The following is a 14,817-nucleotide window of genomic DNA, read 5'->3' as shown; positions in this document are numbered from 1 at the left end:
ATATGTTACTGTTTCTCTAAGCGGGTGCAAATATACAACTGTTTTTTAAACTCACAACTTAATCTTAAAAATAATTGAAATTTAATTTTCAACCTCTAAAACCAAGTAACAGTTGCAATGAACATAACTCCCAAATAACCTCCATTTGTTAGCGGCTGCAAAACTACAACCTTTTTCCTAATCACAAACTATCTTTTGAAAAATAATTTGAAGAAATAAAAACAAACTTTTTAAAGCCATTTAAAAGAACAAACGCTTACCGTGAAGCGGGTGGCAAAGATACACCGAAGTTCTAATCTAACAATAATATTCTTGAGAAAATTTTAAGGAAATATGCAACTCACTGTAAATACAAGAAGTAGCTTTTAAAATAATTTGATTGACACATCAACCAACCTAAAGGAACCTTATCTTGTACCCTATAAATTCAGAAAAACTAGCACATCTAACCTCAGCAACCATCAAATAGCTGCAAAAACCACCCTAGATATTTTCGCGAAAGCGTAAACCATCTACAAGAAGAAGTTCCATACGATACCAAAACGTATATTAAAGTCTCTATATGGGTATCCAGGGGCACTGTAAAAGTCGCTTCCTGTAAAACTACTGTTGAAATGCTCCGCTTTTAAAAAGATTCGTGTTTGGCGGACTTTCATATTAATAAAGAAGTCCAACAATGGGAAGTTACCTAGCTCCTCTGTGTTTTGCACATAAAATTCGGCTAAGATAGGATCATAGCCATTGAGGTTATACTTAGTAAAGTAGTTTGCTGTGATACCCGTCTGAAGAAACAATGCTTTCTTAAAGAGACGGTCTGTAAAGTAAAAACTACCTCTACCTACTACATCTGGAACATTGAGCACACCCTCTGCTCCTGTTATATTTTGATAGGTGGCCGTGAGATCAAGGTTGAATTTACCAAACTTGACATCTCTATTTGCACTAATCTTTAAATGATTTACCGCTTCTCCAGATTGACGGGACTCTACAAGCCCGTCTTCCCCAAGTCCAAAATATGCGTAGTCCTTTATAGTAGATGCAGACGCCTCGAGATTTACGAGACTCTTTGCATCTAGTTGTGCTGCTAGCGTATTTGTTTTTACCGTAGCATAGTTGTCTTGATTAGACCAATTATAGTTTAAGTAATTGCTTTGAAACAGTAGGTGATTAAAACTAGCTTGTCTAGCGTTACTAAGAATACTCACAGAGAATCGCTTATCATCTGCTATCGAATATCCCGCTTCTCCATATATATTGTAACCATCAAAGTCACCTACCACATTTACCTGCGCCTCTCCTTCTATATCAAATCCTCCAATCCTATTTTTGTAAGCTCCACCTACAGCAATATTTGTTCCCTGCAATCTATTAGGTACACGCTCAGAAACACCATCCCCATCTGCATCTTGAATAAGCACTGCGTTATACCCATAATCATAGTACAAGGCATTTGCTTGAAACTTAAGTTGCCCTAGCTTTTTATCTTCATAAACAGCATTGATCTCATTATAGGTTTCTTCGTGATCTGTTCTATCTGAAAAACTAGTCTGACTAAACGCCTCACCAAAAATTGCATTTGCCGCATCTTGTCTATAGGTATAAAACTTATTCTCACTATTAAAAATATGCCCTACCCTAAGACTATAATCCTTGAGGCTATCTTTTTTCTGGACAAGGTTATAATGATGGTTCACATATATACGTGTGCCGTCGAGTATATTTTCTGCATCCTCAAAGTTCACAGGTAATCTTGACCTATCACTAAAGTCTTCTTCACCACTATTAAACTGCTCTACACCTTGCTCTGTAAGTCCGCCATTTTCTTGATTTAATAAATCTTGTGCAACCCAGTGCGCTCTTATATGATACCTATCATTTTTAGTACGGTAGCTACCAGCAAATCTAAAATTACCAGAACTTGTTAAGGCATTTTGATATTTACCTAAGCTACGCACTCCTTTATAAGCAATAGACATGTTAAGTCGTGGGTGTATATTTAAGGTAAAAAATGCATCTAGTTGCTGCCCTTGCTCAAAGGCGCTTCTGTAAAACAATTCTGTAAGCGGTGTAGGCAGATGGTAGTAATTAATATCTTCTACCTCCATATATGCAAAATGTCTAGCCTGCGCTATGTATCCTGGTGTAGTACGTCTATTATTAAAGTTATAGATGAGCGTGTTATTAGTTTGCCCTGTGTTTGCAAATGGTAATAAGCCATATCTATCTTTACGCAGGTAATTAAATTTGTAATCCTTCTTTATATTAAGTGTAGTATCTACGTATGTAGTATCTCTAGTTATTGATATGATTTTATAATCCTCAACGGGTGGTCTTTCAAACTTCTTGATGTTAGTAGAAGAAACCTCTCTGGCATTAAGAGGGTCATTGTTATCGTCTTGCTGTATAATACCTGTAGATGACCCTCTGGTAGGGATCCGAGAAATTTGAGCAAAAAGCATGGTTTGCATCAAGCAAAATAATAAAATCAAAACTCCTCTCATACAAAAAAATTATAGCGTCAAAATTACATTTTTATCCTCGAACCTCGTATTTTCCGCTCCACAAAGATGCTTAAACTCAAATATCATACTCATCTCATAGAATGTGGCACGGACGAAGCTGGCCGTGGCTGCCTCGCAGGCCCTGTTACTGCTGCTGCCGTAATGCTTCCAGATGACTTCATTAACGAGATACTTACAGATTCTAAACTTCTCACAGAGAAGAAACGTGAATTACTCAAACCTATTATAGAAGAAGAAGCAATTGCTTATGGATTTGCTCATGTAATGATGAGTGAGATAGACGATATTAATATCCTTAATGCTTCCATCTTAGGAATGCACCGCAGTATTGAAAGTATGATAGGTACGCTTTCGCGAAAGCAAAAAAAACCACAACACATTCTTGTAGACGGCAATCGGTTTAAACCTTTTCCTAAGATTGACCACACCACTGTTATAAAAGGCGATGGAAAATACTTGCCTATTGCTGCTGCCTCTATTATTGCTAAAACTGCTCGTGATGAGTATATGAATCTCATACACGAAGAGTTCCCTATGTACAATTGGAAAAAAAACAAGGGTTACCCTACCAAGGAACATCGAGAGGCAATACGTAAATATGGTATTACAAAGTATCATCGCAAGAGCTTTAAATTACTTCCAGAACAATACGAACTCGATTTTACGTTTAAGAATAACAGCTAATTCCTTGTTTAAAAAGTAGTCAATAACAATATGAGGTTCTCTAGAAGTTCTCAAGACTGAGGTTGTATTTTTGAACCCACCTTAAGCGCACATATGAAATCTTTCTTTTACATACTCCTTAGCCTTGTTCTTCTCGCTAGTTGCGACACTACACCAAAGGCATCATCTTCTCTTACTAAATATATACCTCGCAAAGCGGCGGTTGTCATAAAGACTAATGACTTTAAGGATTTTAAAAGTGCACTAGTAAATAATGATCTTATACAAGAGCTAACTCCTACGGCTCTTTATAAAACCCTAGTTAAAGGACAGACATTGTTTAAAGATATACAGCCAGATGGCGAGACCTTATTATGCTATACAAAACTAGGTCGTAATGACTATGACATTAGTATGATTACAAAAGCACATGCTTCTCTTTTTAAAGGAGACTCATTACTAATGAAAGAAGCAGCACTTAAGGACCCAACTATTAAAACATTAGGCGGAACTGCACATTATCTTATATATAAGGATGTGCTCATTGCTAGTACATCAAAAATTCTGTTAGAAAATGTATTGAGAGAGGATAATACAGACATCTATGAAGATAACCTTTTTGAAAAAGCATACACCTCATCTAGCAATAGCGCTACGGCTTCAATATTTATAAGAGGATCAGAAGGTGCTAGCTTGTATAAAAGTCTATTTCCTAATGCAACAGCAAATGCGCTCAAAAATTCGTTCTCTTGGACTGCGGCAGATGTTGACTTGGATAATAATGACATCAGACTAAATGGTGTTGCACTGGTACAAGACTCCACATCACAGAGATTAAGTTTACTTAAGAACACACAACCGGTAGTGAATAGAATTGCATCTATTACTCCTACGGCTGCGATTGCTGTAGAAGCTATCACCTATGACGACTGGCAGCAGTTTAAATCTAGTAAAGCAGATTTTTTAAAACTAGACCTCTCTAAATACACGCTTGCACGTGAAGATCTTTTTGCTAGTTTCTCAGAGGTAGGAATGATTCATCTGCCTAAAGGAAAAGTAATAGTGGGAGTTTCTACAGATATTACGGTTACTGGCAATGAACTCGCGAGCGCTTCAGAAAAAACCGAATTTAGAAAGGTTTCTATCTATGAGATTAATATGGGGTCTGCTTTCGCGAAAGCGTACTCACCGCTACTCAACCTCTCATCTCCTACTTTATACGCATCGATAGATGACTTCTATCTTTTTGCCGAAAATCAAGAAGCGCTAGAAACTGTGATTGCCAACTATCAAAATAAAGCAACCTTATCTAACAGCGCTACCTTCCAGAACACGGAGAGCACATTAAGTCGAGCGTCTAGTTATTTACATATTTCTAGTCTGGGCAGTAACGCATATAAACAACTAGCATCAAAAGACGGTCAAAAAGTTTTAAAGGATATTACTCTAGATGGTTATGATTACAGCGCACTACAACTCATACAAGAAAAGGACTATTTGCTATTAAATATGGCGATTCTCAAGAACGACGAAGCTACTACAGATGCAAATATTGCTCAAATTGCCAATGTAAAACTAAGCGCAGACATCACAATGACGCCGCAGCTAGTAACAAATCATCGTACTAATGGGCAGGATGTAGTGGTGCAAGACATAAACAACACGCTATACCTAATAAGTAATGCAGGAAAAGTACTGTGGCAAAAAGATCTAGATGGTCAAATACTAGGTGAGGTGCAGCAGATAGATTTATATCGTAATGGTAGGTTACAGCTTGCTTTTACCACACCATCTTCATTTTATGTTTTGGATCGTAATGGTAAAGAAGTATCTCCTTACCCGCTTTCTTTTAAAGACAACATCACGCAACCGCTTTCTATCTTCGACTATGACAATAACAGTAATTACCGTTTTGTCATCGTACAAAACGATAAAGTACTGATGTATGACAAAAATGCTAAGGCTGTTTCTGGCTTTACCTTTAGAGAAGCAGGAAGTGCAATTTTATATCCTCCAGCACATATGCGCATAGGTAACAAAGACTATATCACGATTGCCGAGAACAGCGGGAAGCTGCACATCTTAAATCGCACAGGAAAAACGCGAATTGACGTTAAAGAAAAAATCAACTTTGGTGATACTCCTATTTATAAGTATGGCAACAACTTTGAAACCTTTACAGTTAATGGTGAGAAAATAAGTATCAACACTTCTGGGAAGCTTACTCAAAGTATTTCAGATTTTCAATCGGATTCAAAAATCGCTATTGAGAATAAACTGAAAGTAGGTTTGAGAGAAAACAAACTTGTGGTAAATGGTAAGAAGAGAGAGATTGCCTTTGGCACCTATACTTCACCTAGTATCTCAAGCACTGGAAAATCACAATACATTGCTATCACCAATACAGAATCTAGTGAAGTCTATATCTATGACAATAAAGGCGTATTACTACCTAATTTCCCTATCTATGGAACTTCTACGGCCGATGTTGGCTTTTTACAAAGCAACAAGTCTCTAGGTTTTGTAAATCAGGGAGGTAGTAACTCGGTATTGATTTATAAGATTAACTAGCGCGTCGTCCTTATATATATTCTGCGCCCGCTTCTGGAGTTATAAAGTTGGCTTCAAAGAGCGCTGTAAAGTGTTTAAGTAATTTCTCTTTTACCTCTGCCTCATCTACCCTTGCCTTTCCTAGCTCTACATTAAGAGAGGTCACTGCTTTGTCTTTTATCCCACAAGGAATCATCAGATCAAAGTAGCCTAAGTCTGCATTTACGTTTAATGCAAATCCGTGCATGGTTACCCAGCGGCTAGCGCGTACACCCATAGCACAAATCTTACGTGCAAACGGAGTTCCTACATCAAACCACACACCCGTTTCTCCAGGAGAGCGTTCGGCTTTTAGCCCGTATTCGGCTAGGGTGAGAATCACCATCTCTTCTAGCAATCTCAGGTACTTATGAATGTCTCTAAAAAAGCTATCAAGATCAAGAATAGGATATCCTACTATTTGTCCGGGACCGTGATAGGTGATATCTCCGCCGCGGTTAATTTTATAAAAACTAGCTTTTTTCTCGGCAAGCTCCTTTTCGCTAACAAGCAAATTAGAAAGATTACCACTCTTCCCTAAAGTAAACACATGCGGATGCTCTACAAACAAGAAATGGTTAGGAGTTACCAGTCCGGCGTTTTGTCTACGGTTGGCGATTTTCATATCCACCGTTTTCTTAAAAAGCGTCTCTTGATAGTCCCAAGTTTCCTTATAATCTCGATTTCCGAGGTCCTGTAAAATGATATTTTTATTCACGGCGCAAAGGTACGCAGAAACATAAAAAATATCTCAACTTTTAAAAATCCCTTTTTCTTAAGAAGTGAATACAACGATTTTTCTTTTCCCCGCCCTGGAGGGTGGAAAAATCTTTATTTGACAAGAGCTGATTGTAAAAATCTACTCTAGCTTTCGTAGGTGTGTGTGAGTACTCTTGTGAAACATCTCCCCTAGCCCCTCTTCAAAGAGGGGAACACTCTTGTGGGAATTGCAACGAAGTTGCAAAAAATGAAGCCCCTCTTCGAAGAGGGGTTGGGGAGATGTTCGCGAGTTGTGGAAAAATCCCTTTAGGATTGGGGAAACTTCTTTAGTAGTGCTCAGATTTTTCTCTTCCCCGACCCTGAAGGGTGGAAAAATCTTTATTTGACAGGAACTGATTCTAAAAATCTACTCTAGCTTTCGTAGGTGTGCGTGATTACTCTTGTGAAACATCTCCCCTAGCCCCTCTTCAAAGAGGGGAACACTCACATGAAGATTGCAACGAAGTTTCACAAATGAAAGCTCCTCTTCGAAGAGAGGAACACTCTTGTGAAAAAAGTCACCCTTTAGGAATGGGAAAAGCTTTTTTAATAGTGCTTAGATTTTTCTTTTCCCCAACCCTAAAGGGAGGAAAAATCTTTGTTCAATAAAATCTGTTTAGAAAAACCTGCACTAGTCTTATTAGGTGTATGTGAATACTCTTATGAAACATCTCCCCTAGCCCCTCTTCAAAGAGGGGAACACTCAAATGAGAATCGCAACGAAGTTGCAAAAATTGAAAGCCCCTCTTCGAAGAGGGGTTGGGGAGATGTTCGCGAGTTCTAAAAACAAAAAAACCTCCTACCATATAGTAGAAGGTCTTTATAATAATTATCGTGACTTATTTATCCTCAAGAACCACCTCAAAGTTTTCTAAGGTTTTGTCTGTTCCTTCTAGTAGGGTTTTATAGTCTATGGAGAAGGTTACTGTTTTACCATCTTCTGAGATTATTGCGCCTTCTTGAGATACGGAGATTACTTTTCTTGGGAATACGTATTCTAGTTGCATAGTAGATTGATCTAGTACTTCATCCATCCCTAGTACCATATCTTTCATCATATTGTTTTCCACTTCTCCATTCTCATCTTTAAAGACGGCATCCTCTACGTCTTGCCTTGTCTTTTCAGATAATTCGCTGCTGCCTTCTAGGTGTCTTGATAGCGCTTTAGGGTCTGTTCTTCTAAAGGTGTTATCTATAAAAGTATAGATTACCTTGTTTGTATTCAGCATACTACTTGTTGGGCTACTAGTCGCTTGCTCTCCGCCTGGTGTGGTTTTCTTTGCGCTTTCAAATACTTTATCTACATCATATGCGATGCGCTCTATCTCCTTAAACTCTTTGAAGTCTTTTATGACAGTAAGTACCATCACCCCATTCTCCTCGTCTATGTTCATATTCATAGCAAAGTCTTTAAGTGCTTTCACGTTCTCCTGCTGTGCAGCTGGTAATGTGGCGATGCTATCCTTGTAGATTTCTAGAAAGTCATTAAACACCATCGTGGTGTCCATTTTTTCCTTTTTCTTTTCTGGATTACTTGCTCCACTTTGAGCAGCGATTGCCATGATTTGTGATAGGTCAAACTTAGACTCATAACGACCTCCCATGTCTTCATTAAACACAATACGCTCATGCATACTACAACTCACCAGTAACACTAAGAGCACTACTAGCAGTCCATAAACCTTTTTACTCATTCCTATTTTTTTGGATTATTTAATATTACGAGTGCTGCAATTACGCCAGGCACCCAGCCACAGAGCCAAAGTAAGAAAACTATTAATACAGACCCACATCCTTTGCCTATTACAGCTAGTGGTGGAAAAAAGATGGCAAGTAAGACGCGCCAGATACTCATAAGTGAAGTTTTTTGATCCTATCCTTCGGTTGGAAAGGTTGATTGATGTACTTAATAAGACGACATAATTTTCAGATTGTTACAATGTTGATTTCTGAGCGGGCTATCACTATCTTTGCGCCGCTCTACCGCTATTTATGCGTAGCGCTTATTTGCAAAAAATATAAAAGAATTATTACTGTATGCAACTGTCAGAACAAGAACAAGTACGCCGTCAAAAATTATCCCGCTTGCGCGAAATAGGAATCAATCCTTATCCAGCAGCACAATACCACGTTACTCATAGCTCTAAGAAAGCAATCGCAGACTATAAAGAGGGCGAGAAGGTAGTAATGGCAGGTCGCTTGATGCGAAAGAAGATTCAAGGTTCTGCATCTTTTGGAGAGATCCAAGATGGTGAAGGTCGCATACAACTATACTTTAACCGTGACGAGATTTGCCCAGGAGAAGATAAGTCTCATTATAATGAGGTATTTAAAAAGCTTCTTGACTTAGGTGATTTCATTGGTGTAGAAGGAACGTTATTCACTACACAAGTAGGTGAGATTACGGTATCACTTACTGGCTTCACGTTATTAAGTAAAGCACTTAAACCATTACCATTACCTAAAACAGATGCAGAGGGTAACACCTATGATGAGTTTATAGATCCAGAAATGCGTTACCGCCAGCGTTATGCAGATCTTGCTGTAAACCCACACGTAAAAGAAGTATTTGTAAAACGCACCAAGCTTTTTAATGCGATGCGTAACTTCTTTAACGACGCAGGATATTTTGAAGTAGAGACTCCTATCCTACAGCCTATTGCTGGAGGAGCTGCAGCACGACCATTTGTGACGCACCACAACTCACTAGACATGCCATTATATATGCGTATTGCAAATGAGCTGTACTTAAAGCGTCTCATTGTTGGCGGATTTGAAGGAGTGTATGAATTCTCAAAGAACTTCCGTAATGAAGGGATGGACCGCACGCACAATCCAGAGTTTACCGCAATGGAAATCTATGTAGCTTATAAAGACTACAACTGGATGATGGAGTTTTGTGAGCAGTTACTAGAACACTGTGCGATGGCTGTAAACGGAACTACAAAGGCAACCTTTGGTGAGCACGAAGTAGATTTTAAAGCTCCGTATGCTAGAGTAACCATGGCAGATAGTATCAAGCACTTTACAGGATTTGATATTCTTGATAAAACAGAAGATGAGATACGCACTGCCGCACAAGGCATGGGTATCGAGGTAGATGAGACTATGGGTAAAGGAAAACTCATCGATGAGATTTTTGGTGAGAAGTGTGAGGGCAACTACATACAGCCTACCTACATCACAGACTACCCTAAAGAGATGAGCCCACTATGTAAAGAGCACCGTGATAACCCAGAACTTACAGAACGTTTTGAGTTGATGGTTTGTGGTAAAGAGATTGCAAATGCATACTCAGAGCTTAACGATCCTATCGACCAGCGTGAGCGTTTTGAGGCACAGCTAGAACTTGCAAAGCGTGGTGATGACGAGGCAACAGCATCTATAGATTATGACTTCTTGCGTTCATTAGAATACGGGATGCCTCCTACCTCAGGAATGGGAATTGGGATGGACCGTTTGATTATGTTCTTGACTAATAACCAGTCTATACAAGAAGTACTGTTCTTCCCGCAGATGAAACCAGAAAAGAAGGCACTTGATCTTAACGAGAACGAAAAAGCAATTTACGACCTCCTTAAAAAGGAAAGCCCACAAGAACTTGGCGCACTTAAAACGGCAGCAGGTTTAAGTAATAAAGGATGGGATAAAGGTCTTAAAGGACTTACCAAACTAGGCGCTGCCAAAGTTTCTAAAACAGACGAAGGTTTGTTTGTAACCATTGCAGACTAACCCCACCGTCTTACTTTAAAAGACAACCTAAAAACCGACTATCAAATCTCTGCTTTTTAAGTGGGGATTTTTTTATGCGCTTTCGCGAAAATTTGAATTGGTTCGCTCGATGCTTCTATTAAACCGATTGTTAATATAATTTTTATCAAATGTGGCTAGCCTCAAATATTGGATATTAAGAAGTTGTATTTTAGTGGATTAGGAAATAAACCTATAATCCGCAATTAGAAACTGAATGAATAAACCAATTTTACTATTAAGAGAAGAATTATTGAATCCTATCGAACAAGCTTTAACGAGGATTGAAAAAATAAGAAAAAGAAAGATAAATAATTCTGATTCTATAATTTTAGAAGGGTTATTCGCCCTTGGTGTATCATCGTTTGAACATGCTTTAATCGATACACTTAGAACTTTATTTTTACACATCCCAGATAAATTAGATCTAAAAACAGAAGTTATAAATAAGGATCAGCTAATTAATGGAATTCCTCTCAATCATGCTATTGAAAATAAAGTTAATGGAGTGAGCTATAAAAATATATCGGACATCTTAGAATACTTTGCAAGTAAAACTGGTATTAATAGCAACTTAGTATCTAAAGATGAAATAGATCGCCTGTTAGAGTTGAAAGCCACAAGAAATTTACTTATTCACAATAACTTAATAGTTAATTCAATTTATGATGAGACTGCTGGACCAAATAAACGAAACAGTGGTGACAGGTTGACTATTAGTCAAAACTATCTTTTTGAATCAATAGTCGTGCTTAGAAACATTTTAAATAAATTTAAAGTCGCCTTAGAAGATAAATATAAAACCTTCACTAAGATAAATGCCACAAAAAATCTTTTCAATTATATCTTCACAACACCAATAATGGATTTTGAGAATGAATTTAATCTATTTGAAGATCAGGATAGAATTGGCGCGATGAAAACTGAAACTTCTCAAATAGGAAATTTATCAAGTAGTGAAACTCTTCTTTTCAAAATGTGGCTTGCACATTCTCATAATAAAAAATTTGACTTTAAGGACGAATACTTTTTCAGATTAGACAATAAAAATAGAGGTAAACTTGCATTTTTGATAAAAAAAATTGACTTGTTGAAACCTTAATGAAGAATAGTTTATCAATAGAAATTGCAAAATAAATTTAGAAGGAATAATACTAAGTGGAGAATGCCTTATTATTATGTGCCCATTTTCAAATTCTAAGCCACTATTCTCCAAGCAATAAAAAATATATTCAAATAATGAAATTACCCTCGACAAAAGAAATTTTCCAAAGAAAATTTAACACATTAAGTAAAATTGAAGAAAACTTTGTTAATTCTCATTTTAGTAAAAACTCTAATTTCAACATCGAAAGACTTTTATATTCTTGTGACGATGGTTTTGTAATACTTAGAAGATATTCTCTTGAGGATATTAATAATTTTGAAGTTAGAGATATTCAAAAAAACGTGGTTGATTTTCTTAAAGAGTTACCGTACCCAACAAAGTCTAATAAAAAAGATCAAATTAATTTATTCGAACTCCTTAGAAAAACAATTGGACTTGAATTGAGAATAGGGCAAACAATTAACTTAGGAAGTTCAGGTGGAGGAATAAAAATTGGTGACGAATTTGAAATTGATGGATTCGTGATATTAACAAGAAAGTATTCAGATTTAGAAGATATTCAAGAAACTTTAGTTGATATATTCAAATTTTTAGAAATAAATAGTGAGAAAGACAAACTAAATAAAAAGGTTAAACAATTATTATTTGAAATTGAAGATAGAGATTTTTTAATTGAATATAAAGATCTTGAAATTCAAGAAAGAGAATTAGAATTAGAACGAGGTAAAAAAAACATTCAATTACTGTCTCAATTCAACCCAAACGAAAGAAATGAAGAAATAATTTATCCCAATATAAAGAAACCATTTTACTTTTGTGTTCTTGGTGAAGTATCTGATCAAGCAATTATTAGGAAAGAATTAACCCACTTTTTTGAAAAAATAGGATTGGGCATAAACGAATGGAATGTTGATTTTTATAACAACTCAAAACTAGAAAAAACGAATATTTTAAAGAGCTTAATCATTGGCCAAAGTAAATATGAAATGATTATTACTGGTCAGATATTTCACCATAGTGGAAAGGGAAATAGCAGAGCGAATATAATTTCAGAACTCAAGAATGACAAATATATTTCACATAAAATTGGAAGTACTCCAAAAGACAAATTAACTCCTGATAAACTTTTGCACTCATTAGATTTATATCTTAAGGAACTAATTTAGAAGCGAGTATCGTTATCAACATACTATTCAGATAAAAAAACAACACGTGTCAATGCGCCCACCTTACTCATACCTCATCATCTTCCTCCTACTACTAAGCACCCACATCACCAGCGCTCAAGAAAACCAAGTAGTTGAGTATTTCAACACGGGTGAGAAAAAAAGTGTAGGGCTTAAAAATGCTGCTGGCTTTCCTACGGGTGAGTGGGTTTATTATAGAAAGGATGGAGCGATAGATACTAAGCTCACTTTTAATGGTTCAGATAATCCAGTAGGCCCTTTTGAAATGTATTACCGCAACGGGCAGTTGCAAACTAAAGGTTCTTATGCGAGTGAAGGTTTCTATAGTATGGATGGCCCCTACGAGGATTATTACAGTAATGGCCAACTAAGATCTAAAGGAGCTTATAAGGAGAATCGAAGTGTTGGCAGTTGGATGGGATATTGGGAAAATGGCCAACTCAAATCAAAAACCACTTATAGCAGCGAAGGTGTGATTATTAGCAATACAGAATATCACAACAATGGCAACTTGAGACTAGATGCTACCTATACAGATAAAGGTGACTTTACCGGCAACCTCAACATTTATTATGAAGATGGAACGCTATTTACCTCTCAAGAATTTGATGCGCTAGGTAACAAGAAAGGCGTGTACACTTCTTTCTACAAGAACGGCAGTGTCAAGGAGCAAGGTGAATATGCAGGCATCGATTACTTTAAGAAAAAAGGCGCCTGGAAATCTTTCTACAAAGATGGTACATTACAAATGATGGTTACCTATGACAACAAAGGAAACCGCATAAATATAAAACGTTATGACACTAACGGTGATTTGATTCCTGAGAAGGAATGATATAAGAGCTGTTTTCGCGAAAGCGTTATTAGTAGCTATCTACTAATTGTTGCATTGCGATAAACGGAGTTAAGCTAGTTACCCCTTTGCATCAATTAAGTCTGCAAGATAAAGCGCATCCTTAGACACTCCGCCTAAGGTTGCAGATCCGCGAGTGTACATCCACGGTAGGCCTAAGAAGTACAGACCGTCTATGTTACTTACTCCTCTGCGGTTTTTTGGATAACTATCTGCGTCAAGCTCTAAGCCCTCTATCCATTGAAAATTAGGACGATATCCCGTTGCCCAAATAATATTCTTAATACTAGCTACTTTCTTGTTTTCGAAGATGATTTCCTCATGCATGGCATCTTTAGTTCTGCCGCATATAATGACGTTTTCTCTAGAAAGAATTTCTTTTACATCTGTGCCTATAACGGGCTGAGTAAATGAGCTTATCCTCTTACCCATCCAGCTATATTTATTAAAACTTAGAAAACCTGTGACAGTAAACCACCACCATAATGACTTGCCCAAAATATGCTGCGGCAATGATTTTACCGTAGTATCCCCAGAGAAAAAGACCTTCATGCGGCCATCTTTTGAGAGTTCGTTTAAGATTTGATATCCAGAATCTCCTCCACCTACTACGAGCGCATCGCCCTCTTGTAATTGATCCAGTCTTTTGTAATAGTTACTGTGCATCTGCGTGATACTATCTGCGATCTTAGTATTACAAGGCGGTGTGTATGGCGTGTGAAAAGGACCTGTGGCAACCACCACATTTTTTGCTTCAAGATCACCATCCTTATGTGTGAGGGTAAATCCCTTTGCTGTCTTAGTTATAGCAGTAATTAATGTATTGAGTTTTACAGGGATCTCAAAAGTCGACACATAAGACTTAAAATAATCTGCTACTTCATATTTACTTGGGTAATGACCTTTAGGAGTGTCAAATTTTAAACCTGGCAGATGGTTGTATTCGGTAGGGGTAAATAGTTTTAAGGAATCCCATCTGTTTAACCACGACGCCCCTATTTCTTTATCACCATCTACCACCACGTAGTTCTTCCCCATCTTTTTTAAATGGTACGCCATAGATAATCCGGCTTGTGCTCCTCCTACTACTACATAATCTAACATCTGTTGCCCTTCTAATTTTTTGCAAAAATAGACATTAAGAATAGCTTTCCTTCTTTTTATATCTTTCAATAAAATCAAACACTATAATCAGAATATTTTACTATAAATATTCCGCATCACAATCACTTTTAAGATTATTTTTCATGTGCGAAATATTACAATGTGGGTGGTTACGCTTTCGCGAAAGCGTACTTATCATAAGGCTAGTTCACGTGCAACTCAGGGGACATAAAACCACTTCTTACAAATAACCCTACCTTTGTAGCCACAAAAAAATAGCTA

The 14,817-nt window shown here is 37.1% G+C and carries 11 protein-coding genes; 6 read left to right on the top strand and 5 right to left on the bottom strand.

The window, feature by feature from the left end; genetic code table 11:
• Window positions 1-512: 512 nt before the first annotated feature.
• The gene (locus D017_RS07610; RefSeq protein WP_035335720.1) at window positions 513-2,501 is read right to left on the bottom strand and encodes a putative porin; all 1,989 of its coding nucleotides are present in this window, start codon (window positions 2,499-2,501) and stop codon (window positions 513-515) included.
• A 66-nt stretch (window positions 2,502-2,567) separates the two neighbouring features.
• Between D017_RS07610 and D017_RS07605 the strand changes: the two genes are divergently transcribed.
• Both D017_RS07605 and D017_RS07600 read left to right on the top strand, forming a co-directional pair.
• Window positions 2,568-3,206, top strand: coding sequence for a ribonuclease HII (locus D017_RS07605; RefSeq protein WP_035335718.1), 639 nt, complete (start codon window positions 2,568-2,570; stop codon window positions 3,204-3,206).
• A 93-nt stretch (window positions 3,207-3,299) separates the two neighbouring features.
• Window positions 3,300-5,756 carry a hypothetical protein gene (locus D017_RS07600; protein ID WP_035335716.1) on the top strand — a complete coding sequence of 819 codons (2,457 nt, stop codon included), beginning with the start codon at window positions 3,300-3,302 and terminating at the stop codon, window positions 5,754-5,756.
• Window positions 5,757-5,766: 10 nt separating this feature from the next.
• Here the strand turns inward: D017_RS07600 and lipB are convergent, their stop codons facing one another.
• From lipB to D017_RS15175, 3 genes are all read right to left on the bottom strand, one after another.
• Window positions 5,767-6,492, bottom strand: coding sequence for a lipoyl(octanoyl) transferase LipB (lipB, locus tag D017_RS07595; RefSeq protein ID WP_035335714.1), 726 nt, complete (start codon window positions 6,490-6,492; stop codon window positions 5,767-5,769).
• A gap of 880 nt (window positions 6,493-7,372) precedes the next feature.
• Window positions 7,373-8,227 carry a hypothetical protein gene (locus D017_RS07590; RefSeq protein WP_035335712.1) on the bottom strand — a complete coding sequence of 285 codons (855 nt, stop codon included), beginning with the start codon at window positions 8,225-8,227 and terminating at the stop codon, window positions 7,373-7,375.
• Between the two features lie 2 nt (window positions 8,228-8,229).
• The gene (locus tag D017_RS15175) at window positions 8,230-8,388 is read right to left on the bottom strand and encodes a YqaE/Pmp3 family membrane protein (protein ID WP_013751129.1); all 159 of its coding nucleotides are present in this window, start codon (window positions 8,386-8,388) and stop codon (window positions 8,230-8,232) included.
• A 182-nt stretch (window positions 8,389-8,570) separates the two neighbouring features.
• On the opposite strand from D017_RS15175, the gene lysS reads away from it, so the two are divergent.
• From lysS to D017_RS07570, 4 genes are all read left to right on the top strand, one after another.
• Window positions 8,571-10,265 carry a lysine--tRNA ligase gene (lysS, locus tag D017_RS07585; RefSeq protein WP_035335710.1) on the top strand — a complete coding sequence of 565 codons (1,695 nt, stop codon included), beginning with the start codon at window positions 8,571-8,573 and terminating at the stop codon, window positions 10,263-10,265.
• Between the two features lie 235 nt (window positions 10,266-10,500).
• On the top strand, window positions 10,501-11,385 hold the full coding sequence (locus tag D017_RS07580) for a hypothetical protein (RefSeq protein WP_035335708.1): 885 nt from the start codon (window positions 10,501-10,503) through the stop codon (window positions 11,383-11,385).
• 137 nt (window positions 11,386-11,522) lie between these two features.
• The gene (locus D017_RS07575; protein ID WP_035335706.1) at window positions 11,523-12,557 is read left to right on the top strand and encodes a hypothetical protein; all 1,035 of its coding nucleotides are present in this window, start codon (window positions 11,523-11,525) and stop codon (window positions 12,555-12,557) included.
• A gap of 52 nt (window positions 12,558-12,609) precedes the next feature.
• Window positions 12,610-13,413, top strand: coding sequence for a hypothetical protein (locus D017_RS07570; protein ID WP_035335704.1), 804 nt, complete (start codon window positions 12,610-12,612; stop codon window positions 13,411-13,413).
• Between the two features lie 78 nt (window positions 13,414-13,491).
• On the opposite strand, the gene D017_RS07565 is transcribed toward D017_RS07570, so the two are convergent.
• On the bottom strand, window positions 13,492-14,535 hold the full coding sequence (locus D017_RS07565) for an NAD(P)/FAD-dependent oxidoreductase (RefSeq protein WP_035335703.1): 1,044 nt from the start codon (window positions 14,533-14,535) through the stop codon (window positions 13,492-13,494).
• Between the last annotated feature and the right edge of the window lie 282 nt (window positions 14,536-14,817).

The organism is Dokdonia sp. PRO95, assembly GCF_000355805.1.
Classification (GTDB): Bacteria; Bacteroidota; Bacteroidia; order Flavobacteriales; family Flavobacteriaceae; genus Dokdonia.
This window is presented reverse-complemented; position numbering and strand designations above follow the sequence as displayed.

Bases quoted from the DNA above. Each gene is read 5' to 3' on its own strand.
- D017_RS07610 (WP_035335720.1), bottom strand. From the start codon at position 2,501: ATGAGAGGAGTTTTGATTTTATTATTTTGCTTGATGCAAACCATGCTT.
- D017_RS07605 (WP_035335718.1), top strand. From the start codon at position 2,568: ATGCTTAAACTCAAATATCATACTCATCTCATAGAATGTGGCACGGAC.
- D017_RS07600 (WP_035335716.1), top strand. From the start codon at position 3,300: ATGAAATCTTTCTTTTACATACTCCTTAGCCTTGTTCTTCTCGCTAGT.
- D017_RS07590 (WP_035335712.1), bottom strand. From the start codon at position 8,227: ATGAGTAAAAAGGTTTATGGACTGCTAGTAGTGCTCTTAGTGTTACTG.
- D017_RS15175 (WP_013751129.1), bottom strand. From the start codon at position 8,388: ATGAGTATCTGGCGCGTCTTACTTGCCATCTTTTTTCCACCACTAGCT.
- lysS (WP_035335710.1), top strand. From the start codon at position 8,571: ATGCAACTGTCAGAACAAGAACAAGTACGCCGTCAAAAATTATCCCGC.
- D017_RS07580 (WP_035335708.1), top strand. From the start codon at position 10,501: ATGAATAAACCAATTTTACTATTAAGAGAAGAATTATTGAATCCTATC.
- D017_RS07575 (WP_035335706.1), top strand. From the start codon at position 11,523: ATGAAATTACCCTCGACAAAAGAAATTTTCCAAAGAAAATTTAACACA.
- D017_RS07570 (WP_035335704.1), top strand. From the start codon at position 12,610: ATGCGCCCACCTTACTCATACCTCATCATCTTCCTCCTACTACTAAGC.
- D017_RS07565 (WP_035335703.1), bottom strand. From the start codon at position 14,535: ATGTTAGATTATGTAGTAGTAGGAGGAGCACAAGCCGGATTATCTATG.